Annotated in this window: 17 protein-coding genes and 1 pseudogene; 6 read left to right on the forward strand and 12 right to left on the reverse strand. The window is 60.2% G+C overall.

The window, feature by feature from the left end; genetic code table 11:
• Positions 1-453: 453 nt before the first annotated feature.
• The gene (locus PMI09_RS18290; protein WP_007797542.1) at positions 454-1,698 is read left to right on the forward strand and encodes a glycosyltransferase family 2 protein; all 1,245 of its coding nucleotides are present in this window, start codon (positions 454-456) and stop codon (positions 1,696-1,698) included.
• Between the two features lie 95 nt (positions 1,699-1,793).
• On the opposite strand, the gene recJ is transcribed toward PMI09_RS18290, so the two are convergent.
• The 4 genes from recJ to PMI09_RS18310 form a co-directional block, all read right to left on the reverse strand.
• Positions 1,794-3,596: a single-stranded-DNA-specific exonuclease RecJ gene (recJ, locus tag PMI09_RS18295; protein WP_007797545.1), complete on the reverse strand. Its 1,803-nt coding sequence runs from the start codon at positions 3,594-3,596 to the stop codon at positions 1,794-1,796.
• Positions 3,597-3,777: 181 nt separating this feature from the next.
• Positions 3,778-5,100 (reverse strand): homoserine dehydrogenase, encoded by a 1,323-nt coding sequence (locus PMI09_RS18300; protein ID WP_007797549.1) that lies wholly within the window; start codon positions 5,098-5,100, stop codon positions 3,778-3,780.
• 64 nt (positions 5,101-5,164) lie between these two features.
• Positions 5,165-6,382, reverse strand: coding sequence for an LL-diaminopimelate aminotransferase (locus tag PMI09_RS18305; RefSeq protein WP_007797553.1), 1,218 nt, complete (start codon positions 6,380-6,382; stop codon positions 5,165-5,167).
• A gap of 224 nt (positions 6,383-6,606) precedes the next feature.
• Positions 6,607-7,023: a hypothetical protein gene (locus PMI09_RS18310; RefSeq protein WP_007797555.1), complete on the reverse strand. Its 417-nt coding sequence runs from the start codon at positions 7,021-7,023 to the stop codon at positions 6,607-6,609.
• Between the two features lie 154 nt (positions 7,024-7,177).
• On the opposite strand from PMI09_RS18310, the gene phaC reads away from it, so the two are divergent.
• Positions 7,178-9,016: a class I poly(R)-hydroxyalkanoic acid synthase gene (gene phaC, locus PMI09_RS18315; RefSeq protein ID WP_007797558.1), complete on the forward strand. Its 1,839-nt coding sequence runs from the start codon at positions 7,178-7,180 to the stop codon at positions 9,014-9,016.
• 25 nt (positions 9,017-9,041) lie between these two features.
• Here phaC and PMI09_RS18320 read toward each other — a convergent pair whose 3' ends face one another.
• Positions 9,042-10,064 carry a methyltransferase gene (locus PMI09_RS18320; RefSeq protein ID WP_007797559.1) on the reverse strand — a complete coding sequence of 341 codons (1,023 nt, stop codon included), beginning with the start codon at positions 10,062-10,064 and terminating at the stop codon, positions 9,042-9,044.
• 312 nt (positions 10,065-10,376) lie between these two features.
• Between PMI09_RS18320 and PMI09_RS18325 the strand changes: the two genes are divergently transcribed.
• The 3 genes and pseudogenes from PMI09_RS18325 to PMI09_RS30505 form a co-directional block, all read left to right on the forward strand.
• On the forward strand, positions 10,377-11,708 hold the full coding sequence (locus tag PMI09_RS18325; protein ID WP_007797562.1) for a DUF2778 domain-containing protein: 1,332 nt from the start codon (positions 10,377-10,379) through the stop codon (positions 11,706-11,708).
• Between the two features lie 566 nt (positions 11,709-12,274).
• Positions 12,275-13,111: a type I methionyl aminopeptidase gene (gene map, locus PMI09_RS18330; RefSeq protein WP_007797565.1), complete on the forward strand. Its 837-nt coding sequence runs from the start codon at positions 12,275-12,277 to the stop codon at positions 13,109-13,111.
• A gap of 93 nt (positions 13,112-13,204) precedes the next feature.
• A pseudogene (locus tag PMI09_RS30505) lies at positions 13,205-13,432 on the forward strand (Arm DNA-binding domain-containing protein); the annotation flags it as partial.
• Positions 13,433-13,667: 235 nt separating this feature from the next.
• Here PMI09_RS30505 and PMI09_RS18335 read toward each other — a convergent pair.
• The 7 genes from PMI09_RS18335 to PMI09_RS18365 all read right to left on the reverse strand — a co-directional run bounded on the left by PMI09_RS18335 (position 13,668) and on the right by PMI09_RS18365 (position 23,590).
• Positions 13,668-14,471: a LysR family transcriptional regulator gene (locus tag PMI09_RS18335; RefSeq protein WP_244423784.1), complete on the reverse strand. Its 804-nt coding sequence runs from the start codon at positions 14,469-14,471 to the stop codon at positions 13,668-13,670.
• 117 nt (positions 14,472-14,588) lie between these two features.
• The gene (locus tag PMI09_RS18340; RefSeq protein WP_007797575.1) at positions 14,589-15,959 is read right to left on the reverse strand and encodes an alpha-glucosidase/alpha-galactosidase; all 1,371 of its coding nucleotides are present in this window, start codon (positions 15,957-15,959) and stop codon (positions 14,589-14,591) included.
• Between the two features lie 21 nt (positions 15,960-15,980).
• Positions 15,981-17,648 (reverse strand): ABC transporter ATP-binding protein, encoded by a 1,668-nt coding sequence (locus PMI09_RS18345; RefSeq protein ID WP_007797578.1) that lies wholly within the window; start codon positions 17,646-17,648, stop codon positions 15,981-15,983.
• A gap of 10 nt (positions 17,649-17,658) precedes the next feature.
• Complete coding sequence (locus PMI09_RS18350; protein WP_007797582.1) at positions 17,659-18,792, reverse strand: ABC transporter permease; 1,134 nt, start codon at positions 18,790-18,792, stop codon at positions 17,659-17,661.
• Position 18,793: 1 nt separating this feature from the next.
• The gene (locus PMI09_RS18355) at positions 18,794-19,801 is read right to left on the reverse strand and encodes an ABC transporter permease (protein WP_007797585.1); all 1,008 of its coding nucleotides are present in this window, start codon (positions 19,799-19,801) and stop codon (positions 18,794-18,796) included.
• Between the two features lie 112 nt (positions 19,802-19,913).
• Complete coding sequence (locus PMI09_RS18360; protein WP_007797588.1) at positions 19,914-22,001, reverse strand: ABC transporter substrate-binding protein; 2,088 nt, start codon at positions 21,999-22,001, stop codon at positions 19,914-19,916.
• A gap of 122 nt (positions 22,002-22,123) precedes the next feature.
• Complete coding sequence (locus tag PMI09_RS18365) at positions 22,124-23,590, reverse strand: alpha-glucosidase/alpha-galactosidase (RefSeq protein ID WP_007797591.1); 1,467 nt, start codon at positions 23,588-23,590, stop codon at positions 22,124-22,126.
• A 202-nt stretch (positions 23,591-23,792) separates the two neighbouring features.
• Between PMI09_RS18365 and PMI09_RS18370 the strand changes: the two genes are divergently transcribed.
• Positions 23,793-24,683, forward strand: coding sequence for an AraC family transcriptional regulator (locus tag PMI09_RS18370; RefSeq protein ID WP_007797593.1), 891 nt, complete (start codon positions 23,793-23,795; stop codon positions 24,681-24,683).
• Positions 24,684-24,697 lie beyond the last annotated feature (14 nt).

Raw genomic sequence — 24,697 nt, forward strand, 5'->3', positions numbered from 1 at the left:
ACTCCCCTAGGGCGTGCCACTTTCTCAATAAAATCAGCATCATAGACAGTTCACTTTAGCGGCTAAGGCTGTCGATATAGCACGCTTAGTGGTCTCCTTCTCTATGGGAAGCCACTACCTCCTTGCGATTTCCTTTCGCACGGAGCATTGCCGGCTTGCTCCTCCCGCAGCGGACATAAGCCTCGCTCCATCTCGGCCCCATAGATAGTCACATCAAGATCTTTGCCGGCAAGCGAGCCGCGCAGATATCGCCATCGCGGAGGCGATCTTGGTGAAAGTCATGATGCTCGCTGGGGAGCCATTCCCTTATCGAAGAAGCGGGGCGACGCTTTCTGTGTTGTCTGCGGGCGCAGCGCCTGGCTCTGAAATCACGATTCGCACGATTTTTTGGGCACCCTGCCCCTCGACCGCTGCCATGAAGGCGACAGGTCCCTGCCCCCGGAGACAATTCAAGTGAGCGGCATCAAACTCAGCATCTGCATCCCGACCTACAATCGAGAGGCCTATCTTCGCAACGCGCTCGAGCATTGCGAAACCTATAGCTTCGACTTCCCGTACGAGATCGTAATCTCCGACAATGCCTCGACCGACAATACGGCGCAGGTCGTCGAAGAGTTTATCGCGAAGGGCCTTCCGATCCGCTATCACCGCCGTGCCGTCAACGGTGGGCCATACAAGAATATCGCAAGCACCTTCCGCCACGCAGTGGGCGAGTATTCGATCTATCTCGCCGACGACGACTTCCTGATACCAGATGGCGTCAACGCGGCCGTCGCGTATCTTGATGCAAATTCGGACGTGTCCGCATGCCACGCCTCCTGGTATCTCTACGACGAGATCGCAGACCGCGACCTGACGACCTTCTATAAGGTCGACGAGGATATCAAGTTTGGCCGGCATGATTTTGTGGAGGTGTTTCAGTTCATCTTCGAGCGGCACATCTTCCCGGAAATCGCAATCTACAGATCGTCGGCACTCCGATCCGTCTGGGTCCCGCGCGATTTTTGCTTCTGCTTCTTTGCCTATCTCGCTCATGTGCTGGATCAAGGCGGAGTGGCCTTCCTCAAGCAGCCTTTCTATCGCTCTGTTGTCAACTCGAAGCTGGCGACCAACCGCTCGCAGGCCGGCAACGAAGAGGTCATGGTCGCCTGGGACAAGTATCGCGGCGGGCTTGAGTACTTCCTCTACATGGCCGCCAAGCGCGGAAAGCTCAACACGGGACCGGAATCGCGCGCGATCTTTGAGCAAATGTGTAAGGTCTTCACCCTCAACCGAATGGCGGTGGCGGTGCGCTTCTGGGCCGTTCGCAAGGATTTCATCAAGGCCTACGAACTCTACACGCGCATGGCGCTTGGCGGCATGGCGGATCACCCCGAGGTCGCAGCACTCCGAGAATCCTTCCCGATGCTGGTCGCCATGCAGACGCTGGCCTACCAGGTGAGTGCGACCGCAGGCGTTGACCGGCTCGTTCTCAGCGGAATGGCCGATCCGGCATTGATCACCGAACTCCTTCGCGACGTCGGTCTAGCACCAGAAATCGAAGTCACCGCAGATCTGGACGATAGCGCGTCGACGGAGGTCGAAAGCACGATGATCTTCGCGGCGGATATGGCTCGGCGCGAGAAATTCCTTGAGCTGGGCTACAAGCCCAACATGATCTTCATCGAAAGCGACTTGACGCAGCACATTCTCATCTGAGGCTGCCGTCGCTGCGCCATAGAGTGGCGTTCACGCCTAAGCATGGCCGCTGCTCAGGGCAGCGCCTGCACCATGGCCGCCAACGCCAGTCGGCCTCATCGCGCAGGAGCGGCGTCTTGAACGCGCAGCTGGATGCGTCGGGAGCCCTGATAGTGATCTGCGCCAAGCGAACCCGCAATGTGCAGGCTGGAGCCCCTTGAGTTCAGCAGCAGGTTGCCCAGTTGTGTATCGGCCGCCCGAAAGGCGATTCCGTCGAGACGGGCGCCGTCCATGGCTTCGAGCGTCACCTTCACATGCTTCTCGCCAACCAGGCGGGAATCGCGAAGGCGATGAGCGGGAACGGCAAAGAGCGGCTGAGAATGACCCGATCCGTAAGGGCCGGCCGTCTCGAGGCGATCGATCAGATCGATCGTTGCACCGCTGGCAGCAATCGCACCGTCGATCTTCAGCGTCTCGTTGGCAACGAGTGCGGCAATCGTCTTTTCGGCGCGTTCGTCAAAAAAACTGCGCAGCAGGCCTAGCTTGTCGCGCTCGACCGTGAGGCCAGCAGCCATGGCGTGGCCGCCGCCCTTGACCAGCAAGCCTTCGTCCACCGCCGCGCGTACCATCTTGCCCATGTCAAAGCCGTTGATCGAGCGGCCCGAGCCGGTGCCCTTGCCGGATGGGTCGAAGGCAATCGCAAAGGCCGGGCGTTTGAACCGTTCCTTCAGACGGGCGGCAATCAGGCCGACGATGCCGGGGTGCCACTTTTCGTGCGCGGTGACGATGACCGAGGCACCCTCGCCGTCCCCGTATTCCGCCAGCGCCTCGGCCTCCGCCTCCTGAAGCATTGCCGCTTCCATCGCCTGTCTGTCGCGGTTGAGCTCATCCAATTGCTGGGCGATAGCCTCGGCCTCGCCCGTGTCGTCCAGTGTGAGCAGGCGGCTGCCGAGTGCGGCGTCGCCGATGCGCCCGCCCGCATTGATGCGCGGGCCGATCAGGAAGCCGAAGTGATAGGGCGTTGCCGGCCCGGCAAGGCCCGCCTTGCGGAACAGCGCGGACAGGCCGGCATTGCCCTGATGACGGGCGGCAATCAGCCCCTTGACGACATAGGCACGGTTCAGGCCCTTCAGCGGGACGACATCGCACACAGTCGCAAGCGCGACAATATCAAGCCACTGCAGCAGGTCGATCGACCGCACGCGTGGATCGCCAGCCTCCCGCAACAAACGCAGCGTCGCAACGAGCACAAGAAATACGACGCCAGCTGCGCAGAGATGTCCCTGCCCGGAGAGATCGTCCTCGCGATTCGGATTGACCAGCGCATGGCAGGTCGGCAAGTCGTGTGTCACCTGGTGGTGATCAATCACCACAACGTCGATGTTGCGCCTGGCAGCTTCGGCCAGCGCATCATGGCTGGTCGATCCGCAATCGACGGTGACGATCAGCCGTGCACCGTTGTCGATCAGGTTCCCGATCGCCGCGGCGTTCGGGCCGTATCCCTCGAAAATGCGGTCGGGAATATAGATATCGACCTTGACGCCAAAGTGCTTGAGAAAGCGAAACATGAGCGCCGATGAGGAAGCGCCGTCAACATCGTAGTCACCGAAAATCGCGACCTGCTGCTGGCTGCGGATCGCTTCGGCAAGCCGCTGGGCCGCCTTCTCGCAATCCGTCAAGGTATAGGGATCAGGCATCAGGCCACGAAGCGTCGGGTCGAGGAATTCCAATGCCTCATCGACAGTGACACCACGTCCGGCGAGAACGCGCGCAATAAGCTCCGGCAGCCCATGCATCTGAGACATGGCGAGCGCCCGGTTCTGACCGGCTTGATCGAGGCGCGATATCCAACGGTTGTCCAAGACGGACTTCTCGACGCCCAGAAACGCGCGTTGCACCGGATCGGCCGGAATCTCCATATCGCCTGCTGCCTTCATCGCTTGTCACCACCCCGGGACCGGAGTGATATCGGCAGCTTTATGCGCCTTCGCGCGGTCGCACAATGGTTTTGGACGAGGCGGGCGACGTTAGCTGTGGACGCACGCAACAAGTCTGCTGCGGCGCCTTAGTTAAGGTCAATGCGGTCGGAGGGAAGAGTTTTCAGTCTTCCTTGGGGCGCTCGATGCGGATCACCTGGGGCTCGCCGACATGATACCCCTCGCCCTTGATCGCAGCGACCGCCTTGCGAACGGAATCCTCGGTCGTCGCATGGGTGACCATGATGATCGTCTGATGATGCGACGGCGCCAGATGCTGCTTCGAGCGCTGAACGATCGACTCCAGCGAGATATGGTTTTCCGCCATGTGCGTGGCAACGCTTGCGAACACGCCGGTACGGTCGAGCACGGTCAGGCGAATGAAATATCCGCCCTCGTGGCTCTGCATTTGCGCCTTGCGGTAGGGCTCGAGCGATTTGGCGGGATGACCGAGAACGGGCACGCGCTGCGCGCCTGGGCGGCTTTTAGCGATATCGGCAATGTCGCCTAGTACCGACGAAGCCGTTGCATTGCCGCCGGCGCCGGGGCCGACCATCAACAACTCCCCGAGAACATCGGACTCGATCGCAACGGCATTCGTCACGCCGTCGACCTGCGCAATAACGGAATCGACGGGCACCATCGTCGGATGCACGCGCTGTTCGATACCGGTATCCGTCCGCTGGGCAACGCCGAGCAGCTTGATGCGATAGCCGAGGTCGGCTGCCGCGTGGATATCCTCGATCGAGATATTGGTGATGCCTTCGAGATAGATGTCGTCGGCTGCGATCTGGTTTCCGAAGGCAAGCGTCGTGAGAATGGAAAGCTTGTGGGCCGTATCGTTGCCCTCGATGTCGAAGGCCGGATCGGCTTCGGCATAACCGAGACGCTGGGCCTCCTTCAGGCAGTCGGCAAAGGACAGGCCCTCCTTTTCCATCTTCGTCAGTATGTAATTGCAGGTGCCGTTCATGATCCCGTAGATGCGGGAAATCGTGTTGCCCGTCAGCGACTCGCGCAGCGCCTTGATGACGGGAATGCCGCCGGCAACCGCTGCTTCGAAGTTCAGCAGCGCGCCCTTCTCTTCCGCGATCGTCGCCAGTTCGACTCCGTGATAGGCAAGCAGCGCCTTGTTGGCGGTCACCACATGGAGACCGCGTTCGAGCGCCGCGCGCACCGAGCTGTTAGCGGAGCCGTTCACCCCACCCATGAGTTCGACGAAGACATCGATGTCGCCCTTCTCCGCCAGATCCTCCGGCCGATCGAACCATTCGATGCCGCCGACATCGATGCCGCGGTCCTTGGTCTTGTCGCGGGCAGAAACACCCGTAATCAGGATCGGGCGACCGCATGTTGCGGCCAGCTCGTTGCTGCGCTGCTGAATGATACGGACAAGCGAAGCACCAACGGTGCCCAAGCCCGCAATGCCGATTTTGAGGGCATCTGCCATGGATCGATCCTGAAATTTGTCATGAAAGGTAGCCGCCGGAGCGGCTGCCATTGAGGGGATTATATCAGCGATGTGCGTTAAGTGAGATGACGTTGTGCATCGTCTCGTCTGCCGTCGACATGAACTTCTTGATGTTGCGGGCCGCCTGGCGGATCCGATGCTCGTTCTCGACAAGCGCCAGACGCACGTAGTCGTCGCCCATTTCGCCGAAACCGATGCCGGGCGCTACCGCCACATCGGCCTTCTCGACGAGCAGCTTGGAGAACTCCAGCGAACCAAGATGACGGAACTTTTCCGGGATCTTGGCCCAGGCAAACATCGTCGCCGCCGGTGGCGGCACCTCGAAGCCAGCCTTGCCAAAGGTATCCACCATGACGTCGCGGCGGCGCTTGTAGACGTTGCGGACTTCCGCGATGTCCGAGCCGTCGCCGTTCAGCGCGTGTGTTGCCGCCACCTGGATCGGTGTGAACGCACCGTAATCGAGGTACGATTTAACGCGTGTCAAGGCCGCGATCAGGCGCTCGTTGCCGACGGCAAAGCCCATGCGCCAGCCGGGCATCGAGAAGGTCTTCGACATCGAGGTGAATTCAACCGTCACATCCATCGCGCCCGGCACTTCCAGGACCGACGGAGGCGGCTCGCCATCGAAATAGATTTCAGAGTAGGCAAGGTCGGAAAGCACGATGATGTCATGCTTCTTGGCGAAGGCGATGACGTCTTTATAGAACTCCAGCGTCGCAACGTAGGCCGTTGGGTTGGACGGATAGTTGAGGATCAGCGCCAGCGGCTTCGGAATCGAATGACGAACGGCGCGTTCCAGCGGCGGGAAGAAGCTCTCGTCCGGTTCGACCGACATCGACCGAATGACACCGCCGGCCATCAGGAAGCCGAAGGCGTGGATCGGATAGGTCGGGTTCGGGCAGAGGATCACGTCGCCGGGCGCTGTGATCGCTTGCGCCATATTGGCGAAGCCTTCCTTGGAGCCCAGCGTGGCTACGACCTGGGTGTCCGGGTTGAGCTTCACGCCGAAGCGGCGGGCGTAATAGGCAGCCTGGGCCCGGCGCAGACCCGGAATGCCCTTGGACGACGAATAGCGATGCGTGCGCGGATCCTGGACGACTTCGCAGAGCTTGTCGACAATCGCCTTCGGGGTCGGAAGGTCAGGGTTTCCCATGCCGAGATCGATGATATCGGCCCCGCCCGCTCGCGCGCTCGCTTTCAAACGGTTGACCTGTTCGAAAACGTAAGGCGGCAAACGCCGGACTTTGTGAAACTCTTCCATTTCTTTCCCCACGGAAATGCGGCCACCACGACCGCGCTCGAAGTTCGTCCTAATTCCCGGCTGTTCGCGATACGAACTTCAGAATCGCCAACGCCGTATTCATCAGACTTGCGTCGCAAGGCATTTCTTTGACGGAAAGCCGCGCAGGCCGCGCATTATCGGGAAAAATTCATCTTCCGCCACCGCTGGAAGGCTTTGCTTCCAAATCGCAGCGAAGGCAAGGCCTAATTGGCGATTTCGGAGAGCGTTTGCGCACCGTGTTCGGCGGCAAGCTTGCGGTATTCAGCGACGCGACGCTGATACTCGGCTTCCGAGATCGTCCCCGCCTTGCGTTGGGCGCCGAGCGCCGTCAGCTTCTTCTGAAGCCCGCCGGCCTCATCGTCACCCATCTGAACGTTTGCGGCTGTCAACGGCGCACCGAATCCCGGGTAGCCGTCCTTGTAGTGCGACAGGCCGCTTTCGGTCGGCACCTCGCCCTTTGTTGCGTTCATGACAACGGGCGTCGGCGCCGCTTGCCTGGCCGCGAAGGCGGCCTTCTCCTCGGGCGTTTGCATGCATCCGGCAAGCGTCATGGCCGCGGCGGCGCCAATGAGCGCGATGCGGGTCACGTTTGCGATGGTGCGAATGCCGTTTTTCGTCATGTGCCAGAGGTCCCAAATCCTGAGGTGCTTCGACTGTTAAATTCGTCGCCGCCACAAAGCAATAGCACGAGCGAGCATCAGCGGAACTTGTTTTATCGATCTTTCCAGATGTACAACTCGATTTACAGGAACATGCTGCCGCCGGAGGAGACGCGTGACCGACAACAAGAAGGACAACGGCGACAAGGCAAAGGGCCCGGGCTTCGATGCAAAGGACCTGGATCCATACCTGTTGAAAGATCCAGAGGCCATGGCGATCAATTTCGCCCGTGCGCTCGAGAATCTCGGCAAAGCGGCGACAGCCTGGCTCGCACCACGCGAACGTGGCAAGATCGCAGAGAATGCGGCAGAGCCGGTGACCGACATGGTCAAGACGCTCTCCAAGGTCACCGAGTACTGGATCTCCGATCCGCGCCGTACCTTCGAGGCGCAGACGCAGCTGATGAGCAGTTACTTCGGCATATGGATGCGCTCGATGCAGCGCATGCAGGGCGAAACGCCGACGCCGGAACCGGATCGCAAGGACAAGCGCTTTGCCGACGAGGACTGGCAGAAGAATCCATTCTTCGAATTTCTGAAGCAGGTTTACCTGATCACCGCCGATTGGGCCGAGAAGATCGTGGCCGACACCGAGGGCCTCGACGAGCACACAAAGCACAAGGCCGGCTTTTATGTGAAACAGATTACGGCCGCACTCTCGCCGACTAATTTCGTCGCCACCAACCCGCAGCTCTACCGCGAAACGATCGCGACCAGCGGCGAAAACCTGGTGCGCGGCATGAAGATGCTTGCCGAGGACATCGTCTCAGGCCATGGCGACTTGAAGCTTCGCCAGACTGACATGACCAAATTCGCTGTCGGTCGCGACATGGCGCTGACCGCGGGCAAGGTGATCGCGCAGAATGAGATCTGCCAGATCATCCAGTACGAGCCGACCACAGAGACGGTCTTGAAGCGCCCTCTCCTCATCTGCCCGCCGTGGATCAACAAATTCTATATCCTCGACCTCAACCCGCAGAAATCATTCATCAAATGGTGCGTCGACCAGGGACAGACCGTTTTCGTGATTTCCTGGGTCAATCCGGACGCGCGCCATGCGCAAAAGGATTGGGCCGCCTATGCTCGCGAAGGCATCGACTTTGCCCTCGATACAATCGAGAAAGCGACGGGCGAGAAGGAAGCAAACGCCGTTGGTTACTGCGTGGGCGGCACACTGCTTGCCGCAACGCTGGCGCTGCACGCCAAGGAGAAGAACAAGCGGATCAAGACTGCCACCCTCTTCACGACGCAGGTGGACTTCACTTATGCCGGCGATCTCAAGGTCTTTGTCGACGAGGAGCAGCTTGGGCGGCTTGAGGCCCATATGGATGAGATCGGCTATCTCGACGGGTCGAAGATGGCGACCGCCTTCAACATGCTGCGGGCCTCTGAACTGATCTGGCCTTATTTCGTCAACAACTACCTGAAGGGCCAGGATCCGATGCCCTTCGACCTGCTCTTCTGGAACGCCGACTCCACCCGCATGGCGGCGGCGAACCACGCCTTCTACCTGCGCAATTGCTACCTCAGGAACGCATTGACTGCGAACGAGATGATCCTCGACGGTCAAAAGCTGTCCCTGAAGGACGTCAAGATTCCAATCTACAATCTCGCAACCCGCGAAGATCATATCGCGCCGGCCAAGTCGGTGTTTCTCGGCAGCCAGTTCTTCGGCGGCAAGGTCGATTTCGTGCTGGCGGGCTCCGGCCACATCGCTGGCGTCGTCAACCCACCGGACAAGAAGAAGTATCAATACTGGACCGGCGGCACCGCAAAAGGCGAATACGAGACGTGGTTGACAGAGGCAGCCGAGAATGCCGGCTCGTGGTGGCCACACTGGCAGGCCTGGATCGAGGCGAAGGACGGCAAGCGCGTGCCCGCCCGCAAGCCGGGCGGCGCTGCGCTCAACGCCATCGAAGAGGCGCCAGGAAGCTATGTCATGGAACGAGCCTGAGGTTCGCTAAAAACGCGGCGGCTCTCTACTCCAGGAAGATCAGGCTGGCCGGTGATGGCGGCAGCGGCTTCGTCGCGACGACACGAAAACCGGCCGATTTGGCCATCTCGGCAAGCTCCCGCTCTGTGTAGGCGTCTCCGTTCGGCGTTGTCGCCAGCATGACCATAGCGAAGGCAGCCGGAAACGCCGGCGACACGCGGTCCTCGTTCGGAACGAACTCGACAATCGCCACGCGGCCTCCGGGCACCAGGCTTGCTCGTGCCTTCTTCAATAGCGTGACGCAGCCATCGACGTCGAAGTGATGGAGGAAGTTCGGCAGCAGGATGAGATCATAGCCGCTGCCCCAATCGACCTCGAAAGCGCTGCCGGGCTGGAAGGTGAAGCGCGCGGCTACCCCCGCATTCGTCGCATTTTCCTCAGTCACCGCAAGAACCGGCTTCCAATCGAGAGCAACCACGCTGGCCGATGGCGCCACCTTGGCGATCTCGATCCCGAAAGCGCCGGGACCGGCGGCAATGTCCAGCACCTTGTTTAGAGGCTTTGACCATGTCGCAACATCAGACGCCACGGCCTTCGCGCTTGCGCCAGTGAACGCGCCCATGGCTCGCGCAAACTTGACCCATACAGGATTGTCTGGCGCAACGTTTGCCAAGCCGACGGAGCCGCCGTTGCGAACGTAGGCAGCCGGGTCATCCAGGAACAACGACACCATTTGCGGCGAAGCAAGGAAATCGATCGCAGCCCCCATATAGGCGGGTGAATGTCGATCGAGAAAGACCTGACTGGACGGCGTCAGCGCGTAGTTTTCGCCACTCTTCGTCAGGAATTCTGAGATCACCAGAAAATCGCAGAGAATGCGAACGCCGCGCTCGGCGCAACCCAAATCGGACGCAAGCGCCTGTGCCGTACGGCTTTTTCCGCCAAATTTCGTGAAAAGGTCGAATTCGATCGCCGCCTTCATCGCAGCCGTTTTCCGGAATGCGAACATCGTATCGACCAATAAGGCCGGCGAGATTTCCTCATGAGCCACTGGATGTGTCGAAGACATCGGCTTTCCTCCCAACCTGGAACTCCACGACGGGAGGCATTCATAGCAGAATCCGCTTTCTTCGACACCTCATGACAAAGGAGGAGGCGTGCCCACGGTCGTGAAATGCCCGAAACTGCACCCGTTCAAATTCGAACGGCTTGACCGCTCACGTAAAGACTTTGGTTACCATAATTCGTCATGCTCTCAGCTGACTGGATATATTAGCTAAGCCGCAATTTGGCCCTGATGCTCCTATACCGGCCCCGGCGAAGAAAATTATCAATCTGTCAGTACCGCCGGCCTAGTAACGAGTTGTGAAAGACGAGTGTTATGCCGTTTGCGGTCGATGTGTTTGCCAATACCAGGCCCATAGGTACGTCTATTTCTCGCTTCGGTCGCCCTTTCCGTTTTCTCTCAGGTGCAGCTCTTATCGGCGCGGGGTTTGCCGCTTCGGCGTGGGTCGTCGCTACAGTCGCGACCATGCATATGGTCACGCCGGCTCCGCATCCGAGCTCAGGTCCGCTTGCCGACGTCGCGCTTGCCCCTGCAGTTATAGCCAAAACCGAGCCCACGCAGCGCCTCGTTCACGTCAAGAAATTCTCGCGGTTGCGCATGAGCACGGAGAGCGAGCTGGCGCTGGTAAGGGGTGCTCACGTGGCCGCCCCCTCCGCTGCACTGGCAGCAGCATTCGTCGGGCAGTCCGAACCTCTTACTCTTTCTGAAGGCTCTCCGAACAAGCGGCCGGCAATGGTTGTTGCAGCGACAACGCCTGCCCAGCCAGCCCGCGCGATCAAAGACGACACCGTGGCGGCGACACCGGTCGCTGTTGCCTCGGCTGATCGCATTATCATCCCGTCGAAAGATGAGGTTGCGGCTGCCGAAGGACCCGCCCTGCTGGCACTCGCCGCAAGACCCGCAGCCGTCATTAAGGGACAGGTGCCGCCGGCCGCGGCTAAGCCAGGTCCGGTCGAGGTTGCAAGTCTTGCACCTGCCGCACCGATCGAGCCGTCGGCTCTGGCCATGACCCAGCCGTTCGATCTCGTGCTGAGCGGCAGCGACACCTCTATCCCTTTGCCGATGGCCCGGCCCGATGGCTTGAAGCGGGCGACGCCCAACGATCGCAGCGCTCCGGCAGAACCCGTGCTGGCCTATGCCCGGCCGGATGCCGGCGCTTCCGATGATGACGAAGACGCAATGCCGACCGTGAAGAAGGGGCTGTCTGCCCCCATCGCCCGCAACGGTGTCGCGGTCTACGACATTTCCGCCAACATGGTCTACCTTCCAAACGGTGAACGACTGGAGGCCCATTCCGGCCTCGGCAAGATGCGTGACAACCCGCGTTATGTGCAGGCCAAGAACCGCGGACCGACCCCGCCGCATACCTACAATCTGACAATGCGAGAAAGCCTGTTCCACGGCGTCGAGGCCATCCGCCTGCACCCTGTCGGTGGCGCAGGCGCAATCTACAACCGCGATGGCCTACTCGCGCACACCTACATGTTGGGAGCCCGCGGCGACTCCAACGGCTGCGTATCGCTCAAGGATTACAAGCGCTTCCTCGCCGCCTTCAAACGTGGCCAGATCCGTCAGCTGGTTGTGGTCACGAGCATGCCGAACAAGCCAACGTCCACCTTCGCTTCGTTGTTCTCGTCGCGTTCTTAACCAGTTGCGTTCTTAAAAAACGACGCGCTCGATTTCCCCCATAGCGAGCGGCTATGCCATCCTTCCCCCGTCCCATCTTCGGATACACCGCAAGGCGTTGCGGCGAGGCGGGACCGGCGCCGGGTGCGGAAGAAGGCGTAAGCTTTCGCAGTCGGGTCGCAGAAAATGGTCTCCCTCCGGGATGGCGGCGCGGCGCCAATGCTGTGTTGAGTTTCGCTCCGGACGTGCCTGTAGGGCACACAAGGCCATCAGCGGCGCGCAAGCGTCGGCCGGCGGATGCAGGGGGACCGGAGTTGCGGGCACAAACCGCCGAACGGGGCGCTGGGAAGTGCCATATTTTTTTCTCCAGCGAACCAATTTCCAGTGCCTCGTCCGAGTAGCACGCAGGATCAAGCCACGGGCCGCAGGGATCGCGTGAAGGCGAAGGCGTCTGGGGCCACAGAAAAGCTGCCAGCGCCGGTTCAACACGACCACTAAGCCAGAAATGACATTCCACCCATTGATCGCGATGGACGAACCCGGCATAGCTGCATTATGTACCAGAATGACAATCCTAAGGGCCTGCAATGGTGAACTATATCGAAGCCTCTTCCGCGCCATCGAAGAATACGGGCGCAATCAGGCTCTACGGTCCTGAAGCTTTCGAGGGAATGCGGAAGGCTTGCCAGCTGACCGCACGTTGCCTCGACGAGCTCGCCGCTGTCGTGAGGCCGGGCCTGCCGACCGATGCAATCGATCGCTTCGTTTTCGAGTTCGGCATGGACAACGGCGCGATTCCGGCGACCCTCAACTATCGCGGATACACGAAATCGACCTGTACCTCGATCAACCATGTCGTCTGCCATGGTATTCCGGATGCAAAGCCGTTGCGCGAGGGAGATATCGTCAACATCGACGTGACCTACGTGGTCGATGGCTGGCACGGCGATTCAAGCCGCATGTATCCGGTCGGGACGATCAAGCGCGCAGCGGAGCGGCTGCTTGAGGTGACCTACGAATCCCTTCTGCGTGGCATATCAGCTGTTCGGCCAGGTGCCCGCACAGGCGCGATCGGAGAAGCCATTCAGACCTATGCCGAAGCCGAGCGCTGTTCGGTTGTGCGCGACTTCTGCGGTCATGGCGTCGGTGCGCTGTTCCACGACTCCCCGAATATCCTGCACTATGGTCGCGCGAGCGAAGGGCCGGAACTGCGCGAAGGCATGATCTTCACCATTGAGCCGATGATCAACCTTGGTCGGCCGCATGTAAAAGTGCTGGCGGACGGCTGGACTGCCGTTACGCGCGACCGCTCGCTTTCAGCGCAATACGAACATACGGTCGGCGTCACTTCCGATGGCTGCGAGATATTCACACTTTCACCCGGTGGTCTCGACCGACCCGGCCTTCCGCCCTTGAACCGATGAGCGCTTGATGACGCTTCTGGGATGCTGGGGGCTGTTTAAGGGGTAGCGCACGGCTTCCAGTCCCCGGATACCACTCCGGCCTCTCCCCTTTCGATCCCAGTTGCGAAGCAGGAGAACCTTGCCGATGGCGAAGGGTGCGGAACCGGCGGGCTCGTCCTCGTCCTCAAGCCAATGCCGAAGCGCGTTACCGCCGACTGGATAGCGCAGCAGTGGCGAGATGGAAAGCGGACAAAGAAAAAGCTCGGCGCCTACCCTTCGATGTCTCTCGCCCAGGCGCGGGAGATCTTCAAGCACGACTTCGCCGACGTCATCCAGAAGGGCTTTTAAGAGGTCGCGACCATCGCAACCTGCTACGGCGGTCCGCAAGTCGGGCTGCAAGCGCTGGTCCGCACCCGATAGGGCCGCAACGGCAGTGGAGGACGGCAAAGCCATTGCGGGCAGCGCGGGCCCGGCAGGACCTCAAAGCCGGGGCAGGACGCGAGGCGCGGGCGGCAACGGGGATGTTCGGCAGGCAGGCCAACCAAAGATCGGCGGACGGGCGGCGGAACAGTGAGGGTTAGCCGAACACGGCCGCCCTCACCGCCCTGCCCTCGCCAAACGACCGGGCGATATCGACAATGTCGTCGCGCGAGGCGGTTGGGTCCTCCCGGTTCCAGGCAACCCCGAGCCCGATCCTAAAGTCGATCCCCTTCACCTTCTTCAGCTCACAGGCGCGGTTCGGAAGCTCCAGCGTCCATTCCGGGACAAAGCCGATGCCAAGCCCGGCCGAAACGAGCGACACCAACGAAAAGGTGTCGTCACAGGTATAGGCGATGTTCTTCGTCAGATCGTATGCCTCGAACTTCTCATTGAAGGAGCGTTCGGTAAACGACAGGTTCTGCCGGGAAAAGGCGACGATCTTCTGATCGCTGAGATCGTCGATGCTGATCTCGTCGCGCTCTGAAAGCGGATTGCAATGGCCAACCGCCAGATAGTAGCGTTCATGGGCAATCGAGAAGAAGCGCAAGGCGCCGATGTTTTCCACCGGCCGGATAAAGCCGAGATTGATCTGGCCGCTCTCCAGGTTGCGGATGATGTCGCCGGTGTTGCCCGCGGCGATGTGGATCTTCACCTCGGGGAACTTGCGGGCGATCTTCGCCAGGAACGTCGGCAGCATGCCCATGGTGGCGGGATAGACGGTGCCGATCTTAATCTGGCGGATGCGGCTGCCGCCGGCGGCCCGTGTCAGTTCGGTGGTCAGATCGACTTCACTGAGGATCCTCACGCAGCGATCATAGAACGTCTCGCCTGCCCTGGTCAGTTCGACCCGCCTGGTCGAGCGGATGAACAGCGGGCATCCGAGCTCCTTTTCCAGCGCCATGACATGATTGCTCAAGGCCGGCTGGGCAATCCGCACCTTCGCCGCCGCCCTGCGGAGAAAAAAGTCCCGCGGCAAAGCCGCGGGACCTCTTAGTGGCCGTGACCGGGAGAGAGATGGTCAGGCGGCCTGAACCTTGCGGCCGGTACGCGCCCATGCGGGCAGCCAGTCGCCGTGGGCGGCGAGCAGATCATCGACCATGGACCAGATCTGGTCGAGGTCGAGTTCCGCAGCCGTATGCGGGTCCATCATCGCGGCGTGGTAGATATGCTCGCGATTTTCCGTCATCAGCGCCTGGACCGTCAGTTCCTGGACGTTGATGTTGGTGCGCATCAGCGCCGTCAGTTGCGGCGGCAGGTCGCCGATAAAGGTCGGCTGGATGCCGGAAGCGTCAACGAGGCACGGCACTTCGGCGGCGCAGTTGGCGGGCAGCGAGGTGATGCAGCCATTGTTGCGGACGTTGCCGTAGATCACTGAGGGTTCGCCAGTCCATACCGAATTGATGATCGAGGACGCGTACTCCTTCGACTGTTTAACTTCGATCTTGTCGGCCGAACGATAGGCTTCCGCCTGTCCCTTCCAGCGCTCGATCTGCTCGATGCAACGCTTCGGATATTCGTCGAGCGGAATACCGAACTTCTCGATCAGGTCCTCGCGACCTTCCTTGATGAAGTAGGGCGTGTACTCGGCAAAATGCTCCGAGCTCTCGGTGACGAAGTAGCCGAGCCGCGTCAGCATTTCATAGCGCACCTTGTTCGGGCAGCGCGGGTTCCAGCCGGGCTTCGGCGCGCGGCCTTCGCGATAGGCGTGGACCAGATCTGGATAGAGGTTCTTGTAGGAGCCATCGGGCTGACGATGCTCGAATTTCAGGTAGAAGGCCATGTGGTTGATGCCGGCCGAGCGGTAGCGAATTTCCTCGTAGGGAATATCGAGGTCGTGGGCAAGCTCCATCGCCGTGCCCTGCACCGAGTGGCAGAGGCCGACCTGCTTGATCGTGGGATACTTTTCCGCAATCGCCCAGGTGTTGATCGCCATCGGGTTGACGTATTGCAGCATGATTGCCTCGGGGCAGACGGCAAGCATGTCCTCGCAGATCTTCCACAGATGCGGCACGGTGCGCAGGCCGCGCATGATACCGCCGACGCCCAGCGTATCGGCGATCGTCTGGCGCAGCCCGTATTTCTTCGGGATTTCGAAGTCGGTGACGGTGCAGGGCTCGTAGCCGCCGATCTGGAAGGCGACGACAACGAAGTCAGCACCCGTCAGCGCCTTGCGCTGGTCGGAGTAAGTCTCTGCCTTCGCCTTGACCCCAAGCGTTGAGATCAGCTTGTTGACGACAATGGCGCTTTCTTCAAGGCGCTGCGGATTGATATCCATCAATGCGATGGTGGCGCCAGACAGCGCCGGCCGCTGCAGCACGTCGCCGATGATGTTCTTCATGAAGACGGTGGAGCCAGCTCCGATAAACGTGATCTTGGGATTTCTTGCCATTATAACCTCCGGCATGTGCAATCAGGCTACCTCGAAAGCGGCTTTGACGAGCCGTTCGGTGTAGGCGGTCTTGGGATTGGTGAGAACTTCGTTGACGGGTCCCTCTTCCATGATCTTGCCATGCTGCATGACGATCACACGGTGGCAAAGGGCGCGCACGACTTTGAGGTCGTGCGAGATGAAGAGGTAGCTGAGGCCGCGTTCGTCCTGCAGCTTGCGCAGCAATTCGATGATCTGGGCCTGGACGGACAAATCAAGCGCCGAGGTCGGTTCGTCGAGCAGGATGAACTCCGGCTCGAGCGCGACGGCGCGAGCGATCGCGATGCGTTGGCGCTGACCGCCGGAAAACTCGTGGGGAAAGCGCGACAGGATATTGCCGGGCATGCCCGCCGCTGTCAGTGCCTCGCGAACGCGCTCGAGCCGTTCAGCCCTGGTCGCGCCGAGTTGGTTGACAATCAACCCCTCCTCGATGATCTGGCCGATCGTCATGCGCGGATTGAGCGACGAGAACGGATCTTGAAAGACGACCTGCATGCGCGAACGCAGCGGCCGCATCTCGGCCCGTGATTTGCCGTGGATAGGCAGCTTGTCGAAAAAGATCTCGCCGCCGTCAGGATCATTCAGTCGAAGCAGAGCCTGTCCGAACGTCGTCTTGCCGGAACCGGATTCGCCGACCAAGCCCAGCGTCTCATGGCGGCGAAGCGTCAGGTTCAGGCTATCGACGGCAACCAGTTCCTTCAACTGTGGTTTGAAGAAGCTGCCGTGGCGCATCATGAAGGAGACGCGTACGTCCCTGGCCTCCAGGATAACATCCGATCCTTCCGGTAGCGGATTGGCCTGACCGCGCGGCTCGGAGCCGAGAAGATGCTTGGTGTAGGCATGCTGCGGGTTGGCAAATAGCCGCTCCGTCGTGTTGTGCTCGCGCATTTCACCATGCTGCATCACGTAGACGTAGTCGGAGAACTTGCGCACGACCGTCAGGTCGTGGGTAATGAGGATAACTGCCATGCGCAGTTCCGTCTGGAGATTGCGAATGAGATTGAGGATCTGAGCCTGCACGGTGACGTCTAGCGCCGTAGTGGGCTCGTCTGCAATCAGCACATCGGGATCGTTGGCAAGGGCCATGGCGATCATCACGCGCTGGCGCTGTCCGCCCGAAAGCTGATGTGGATACTGCTTCAGGCGTGCTTCCGGATCGGGAATCTGAACATGCTTCAAGAGTTCCAAGGCCCGCGCCTCGGCTTGCCTGCGGCTGACCTTGCGGTGGACGCGGATCGCTTCGACGATCTGGCTGCCGACCGTGTAGATCGGGTTCAGCGAACTCATCGGTTCCTGGAAGATCATCGAGATCCGATCGCCCCGCAGTCTGCGGCGCTGACGCTCCGAAAATGTCAGGATATTGGTGCCGTCATATTCCACGCTTGAGTTGCCGGAAACGGTGGCACGCTTCGACAGAAGCCCCATGACTGTGCGGGCCGTCACGGATTTGCCGGAACCGGACTCGCCGACAATGGCAATGGTTTCTCCACGGTAGAGCTGAAAGGAAATATCCTTCACCGCATCGACGATGCCGTGCTCGACCTTGAATTTGACGCCGATATTGCGGGCGTCGATGATCGGGTTTTCAGTGCGCCCCTCGTGATCGAGGCGAACGGGCGGGGCGAAGGAATTGACGAGTGCAAGGGCCATGTTCTTCACCTCAATAAGGATCGACTGCATCGCGCAGACCATCGCCGAGCGCATTGAACGCAAAGACGGTAATCAGGACGAAACCGACGGGCGCCAGGATCCAGGGATAGGTGCCGATCACCGAGTAATTCGCGGTGTCCTGCAGCATCAGGCCCCAGGAAATCAGCGGCGGCTTCACGGCAAAGCCGAGGAAGCCGAGGAAGGATTCCAAGAGCACGACACTCGGGATATGCAGGGTGACCGCAACGATGACGTGGCTCATCACGTTCGGGAAGATGTGCTGGAAGATGATGCGCCGGTCGGTGGCGCCGACAGCCATGGCGGCACGCACATAGTCGATGCGGGCGAGCGCCAGCGTCTTGCCGCGCACTTCGCGCGACATCTGTGCCCAGCCGAGCGCCGACATGACGATGATGACGAAACCGAGGAAGACATTAGTCGGCGCCGTCACCGGGATCAGCGACGTCAGGGCGAGATAAAGAGGCAGCTGCGGGAAGGCGAGCACCACTTCGACGAAGCGCTGAACCCAGGTGTCGAAGGTGCCGCCGAAATAGCCTGATACCATGCCGACCGTCGTACCGATCATCGTCACGATGAGGACGACGGTGAGCGCGATCGTCAGCGAAATCCGCGAACCGATGATGGCTCGTGAAAGGACGTCACGGCCGAACTTGTCGGTTCCGAGAAAGTGCACCGGCTGGCCGTCCACCGAACCGAAGAAGTGCCGGCTCGCCGGGATGAGACCAAAGAGCTTGTATTCGGCACCGCTCACGAAAAAGCCGAGGAGGCGCGGATTGTCGTAGTCAGGGCCGACAATCGGCTGGAAGGTCACGGGATCGAGCTCTTCGGATTCACCGAGCGCATAGACACGCGGCGGATAGGCGAAGTTGCCGTCTTTGTCGCGAAAGCTGATAACCTGTGGCGGGGCAAAGCCGACATCGGTCGCCTTGGGATCCATCGGCGCGAAGAAATCCGCAAAGACTGCCATGAGAAGCAGCATGCCGACGAGGATGAGACCCATCATGCCGGTCCAGGAACGCCTCAGTCGGCGCCAGACGAGCGAAAGGTAGCTTTCATTGCCATGCGGTGCATTCTTGACAGATTCTTCGTGCGGTGGCGGGGGAGCGGAATCGAAGGCGAGCATATCAGGCTCCTCCGTACTGGCGGACGCGCGGGTCCAGCATGGCAAGCAGCATATCAGCGATGATGTTGCCGACGATCAGCGTGGCAGAGAGCACCATCATGAAGGTGGCCGTGACGTAGACGTCGCCGATCGCCATGGAACCGACGATGGCAGGACCGACGGTGGGAAGCGAGAAGATGATCGCAGTCTCGATTTCGCCGGTCAGCATGTAGGGAAGCACGACGCCCTGATACATCACGAGCGGGTGCAGCGCGTTAGGTACGGCATGGCGCATGACGACCGCCCGGCCTGACAGTCCCTTGGCGCGAGCGGTTTCGACATACTGCGCGTTCAGCGTATCGAGGAGGTTGCCGCGCATGACGCGCATGTTGTAGGCGAGACCGCCGAAGGTGGCGATGGCGACAACCGGCCAGACATGGCTGACGAGATCGACGAACTTCGCCCAGGACCACGGCGCTCCGCCAAATTGCGGTGAGAAGAAGCTGCCGATCTCCGAGACGTTGAATTGGAAGACAAGCAGGTAGACGATGATCAGCGCCATCAGGAAGCGCGGTACCGTCATGCCGAGGAAGGAGACGCCCGAAAGCAGGCTGTCGATCCAGGTATACTGACGGGTGGCCGCCCAGATGCCGAAGCCGATGCCGAGCACGGATGCGAAGATGTGGCAGACCAAGGCAAGCGCCAGAGTGCGCGGCAGGCGCTCGGCCACGACATCGGCGACAGGCTTGTTGTAAAACATGCTGTAGCCGAAATCGCCTTGGGAAATGATGCCCTTGATCCAGTTGAAGTACTGGATGACCATCGGCTGATCGAGGCCATGGGCAATGCGGTAGGCCTGGGCCTGTTCATCCGCCTGAGCAAAGGAAGCCCCACTTTGATTGATCAGCTGCGAACGGATGTAGTCGGCATAGTCACCAGGCGGTGCCTGGATGATCGCGAACGTCACGATGCTCAAAATGATGAGGACGGGTATCGCAGAGGCTATGCGCACGAGCAGGAATCGTAACATCGGACGGTTCGCTTCTCCTTGCCGCCAGTCGTGCCTGTCGGTACGGCCGGCTTGTTGATCTTTCCCGGCCGCGCTTCACGCGCGACCGGAGTCCTCGGTTGGGAGGGAACTCTTAGTTGACTGGGCCCTTGTCACCGGGCTTGCCGGGCAGCTGCTCGGGGAACAGCTCGTATTTGCCCTGCTTGTCGGCAGCCACCCACAGACGTTCGCGGATGACGGAGTCTTCAGCCCAGTTGAACATGAAGATCGGGGTACCTTCGGGCACGTTCGAGAAGCGCTTGTTGATGATCAGCGCACCCGGATATTCCGTGAGCCCGACGGTATCGACATTCTCCGTCGCGACCTTCTGGTACTGCTTCATGAGTTCGACGCGCTCGTTGTTGTCCTGGCTGGCCTGAAACTTCGTGATAATACCCACCAGCTTCTCTTCGTAGGGCATCAGGTCAACTTTGCCGTCCTTGCCAGCGCGATGCTGCCAGCTCGTGCGTGGGCCAACGGGCGCAAGCTGCTCGGTGTTCTGGACCACCGACGCAAGCTCCGGCGAACTACGCTGGATCAACCAGTCGAAACGGCCGCCATAATGGGCATCGTCACGCTTTGTACCGTCCAAAGCATTGAGGACGACCTTTATGCCAAGCTTTTCCATCTGTCCGATGACGCCTTCGGCAAGGCTCTTGTCGGTCGCATACTGGTTGTTGACGAGAAGGACGATCTCAACGTTCTTGCCGTCTGCCGTTCCGGCGGGGAAATTGACGAAGCCGTCACCATCCGTGTCCTTCAAGCCAACCTTGGCAAGCAATTCCTTGGCGCCCTTCAGATCTAAGGGGTAATAGACGACGGAATTGCGATCGTAGAAGCTTGTGCCCGACGAGAGGCCACCGGGATAGATCGCCGTGAACGGACCCTTGACCAGCGAGTCACCGATCGCCTTGCGGTCGAGACCCATGGTGATCGCCTTGCGGAAGTCTTCATTGCGGTTGAGTTCGCGGATCGCCTGGCCACGGGCATCGGGATCGCCCCAGCCGTTGGCGGACAGGTTCATGCGCATGTTGTAGCCGATCAGGCGCGGTCCGAAGGCAAGCCGCGCCGGCGCGGTCTTCTCGGCAGCGCGCTTCAGCGACGCCACGAAGTTTTCCGGTTGTTCCAGGTTGGAAAAATCGCCGGAACCTGCCACGGCCTGCACATCGCGGTCGGCCCAGGTCGACAGCTTGTAGTGCAGCTCATTGAGATAAGGCAGCTGATTGCCCTTCTCGTCGACCTTCCAGTAGTAGGGGTTGCGGCGCAACACGATGATGTCGTCGGGACGATATTCCACCGGCACCCAGGCCCCCATGACCGGGATGTTCATGTATTCCGGCGGGAAGGCATTCTTGAACTGGTCGTAGGTGTTCTTCGAGTATTTCGGATGCTGCGGCTTCAGGATATGCGACGGGCCTGGGCAAAAGCTCGGGTAGGCCATCGTATAAAGATACTGCTTCGGGAAAGCCTCCTTGAAGGTCCATTCGACGGTGTAGTCGTCGATCTTCGTCAGCGTCGTTCCCTCGCCGAAAGCCTCCGGCGATGCGCCGCCGCCGAGCGGCGAGACGTTGGGATCGATGACCTCGTCGTCCCAATAGAACATGACGTCGTCGGCGGTGAAGGGCACGCCGTCGGACCACTTTGCGCCTTCGACCAGGTGCATGGTCAGCTTATGACCGTCCTGCGACCACTCCCAGCTCTTCGCAAGGTTCGGAAGCGGTTCGGTGTCCTTGGCCTGAATCTGGAAGAGAGGTGCGGTGCGCGTCAGGCATTCCGACATGCCGATATCGATGCCGCCCCAGCCCTGCGTCTGGCCGGCGCCGTAATTCCATCCTTCTGGACGGCCGCCGATGACATGGCGCATGGTGTCGCCGTAGACACCGACACCATCGACCATGTTCTCGGTCTTGAAGACGAGCGGCTCCTTGGGGAGGCGATCCTTGATCGGTGGCAGCTTGCCAGTCGCGACGAAGTTCTTCGTCACCCAATCCGGCTCGTGATATTCAGGCAGCGCCTTGAACTCTTCGATCGTATCTCTGGAGACGTATTTGATCTTGCCCTCCGCCGGGAATTGCGGCGGAGCAGGCGGTGCCGTCGGCTCGGAAGCGTAGGCGTTCAAGGCCGAAACCGAGACGCTGAGCGCCAGTCCGGCAAGAATGCCAAGGTTACGGAAATTTTTCATCGTTTCTCCCTCTTGTTTCAGGGGGCACTTGGCCGCCCTGTTTCTCCTCAGACGATCCGGGGGACAGGCTTGCGCCGATGGGTTCCCTCCCGGAGCCCATCGCCACCCGTCCTCCGGGAAACTTAGACGGCCTGCTTCATTGCCGCCTTTTCGGCACGTAACTCCTCGATCGAGCGGACGTTGCGGCGGGCTGCGCCTTCCCAGTCGCGGGTCTTGACCGTCGACTTTGCCAGCCGCTCCTTGGCGGCTGGAACAACATTAGCATATTGCGGCAGCCAGCGTGCCTGGGCGACGACCATCTCGTCGACCATCTGCCAGACCTCTTCCGGGGTCGCGACAGCCCCGACCAGCGGGTCGTGCAGTACGGCAAGCTTCAGAAGGTCGATATCGCCGCTGATCGCTGCATGTACCGACATGCGCTGGACGTTGATCGACGCCATACAGGTGGCAGCGCAGGCTTCCGGAATGGTGATTCCCGAAACCATGTTGATGCCGAAGCGGTCAACGAAGCCGGGCGACTCGATGATCGCATCGGACGGCAGGTTGGTGATGACCCCATTGTTCTTGAGGTTGAAGTGACCGCGGTAGACGCGCCCCGTTTCCAGGGCCTCGAGGATATGGCTCGCATGCTCGTTCGAACGCTTGGCCGGATCAATCGGCTTGGATGCCGATTCCAGAAATTGCGGGAACTCGGTCTCGAACCAGTTGCGGGTCTCGGTGGAGTGCCGGAGGTAGCCACCGGTTTCGCCATGGATCCAGTCGGACATGTCGATCCACTTGGTGATCTCGTCCGGGCGCTTGCGATACCAGGGGAGGTATTCCGAGAGATGCCCGTTGCTTTCCGTGGAGTAGACGCCGAAGCGCTTCAGGACGTCGATACGTAGCTTTTCCTGCTGCGAGAAGACCGGATGCGCCTCGAAGGCTGCGACGAGCTCGTCCTTGCCGATCTTGCGCCCGTTGAGACGCAGGTCTACAAACCAGGTCTGGTGGTTGATGCCCGAGCAGATATAGTCGAGTTCGGAAGGCTGCTTTGCGCCAAGCACTTCGGCGATCTGTTCAGCGCCATGCTGGACACCATGGCAAAGCCCGACAGTGTCGACCTTGCCGTATTCGATCGCGGCCCAGGTGTTCATCGCCATCGGATTGGCATAGTTCAGGAACTTGGCACCCGGCTCAGCAACTTCCCGGATATCCTTGCAGAAGTCGAGAATGACCGGAATATTGCGCTGGCCATAGAGAATGCCGCCAGCGCAAATCGTATCGCCGACGCACTGGTCGATGCCGTATTTCAACGGAATGCGGATGTCGTCCGCATAAGCCTCCAGACCGCCGACACGCACGCAGCTGATGATGTAGCGCGCACCCGTCAGCGCCTCGCGACGGTTGGTCGTCGCCGTCACCTTGGTCGGCAGCTTGTTGGAAGAAACGATCGTGTCGAGGATCTGCTTGATCATCTGCAGATTGTGTTCGCTCAAGTCGGTGAGCGCGAACTCAACGTCCTGGAATTCCGGCACGCAGAGGATGTCGGTGAACAGTTTTTTCGTGAAGCCGACGCTGCCCGCGCCGATGATAGCGATTTTGAAACTCATGATCCTTGCCTCAATGCGATCAATTTGCCGGCGCTGAAGGATGAGAAGAAGAATTGGACGCGGGCTTGCGCTCGACGCCAAAAAAGGCCAGAAATCCGGCTTATTCTCCTCCCCGCCGCTCCTCGGTGCTGGCGGTGTTCTCTCTCTTGAGAGCCGATTATGCGCATATTCGGCGAGGCCGCCAGAGAAGGATTATGCTTTCATGGGTAATTCTGTGCTGCAAAAACTGATTGATAATGGTCCTGTCATGCGGACAGTATCGCTGCCGCGCGGCCGCCAGAGCCTGCACACGATGCCCACCAGCACCGGCTACGAGATCCGCGAGAACGCGACCTATGACTGGGATGGCCGAAAGCGCGGGCAAACACCTTTTACCGTCCTGCAGCATACGATCAGAGGCGCAGGAAACCTGCGCTACGAGAATCGCCAGCTGTGTGTGAAGGAGGGAGAGACGCTGCTGGTCCTCGTTCCGCACAATCATCGTTATTGGCTCGAGGATGGAGACCGCTGGGAGTTCTTCTGGATTTCAATGAATGGAGAAGAGGCGCTTCGTATCCATCGCTCGATCCTTGCCGTGACCGGCCCGATCTTGAAGCTGCAACCGCGGACAATCGAGCATCTGGCCGACTGCAGCCTGCGGCTGATCAATGATGCGGAGACGCCGGGACTGGCCTCCGCAATCGCTTATGAGGCAGCCATGGCGCTATATGACGACGTCTTCGGCTCGCATCCTGTCTTCAGTGAAGAGTACCGGACGATGCAGCACGTCATCGACTACATCATGGCCAATCTGGAGCGACCGCTGCCCGTCGAGGATCTTGCGCGGGTCGCGGGTCTCAGCCGGGCACATTTCTCGCGAATGTTCGCGGCCAACGAGGGCCTGCCGCCAGCAGAATTCGTTCTTCAGAAGCGCTTGAAGCGGGCGGTGAAGCTGTTGACCAAGACCGCCAACATGCCTGTGAAGGAAGTGGCGATCCGCTCGGGCTTCGAGGATGCCAATTATTTCTCCAAAGTATTCCGGCGCGTCTATGGCACCAATCCGACCGAGTTCCGCACGACCGGCATGTATGCGAGCGTCGGCAAAATCCGCTGACGCCCGCGTTGAGC

This window comes from Rhizobium sp. CF122 (assembly GCF_000282035.1).
Classification (GTDB): domain Bacteria; phylum Pseudomonadota; class Alphaproteobacteria; order Rhizobiales; family Rhizobiaceae; genus Rhizobium.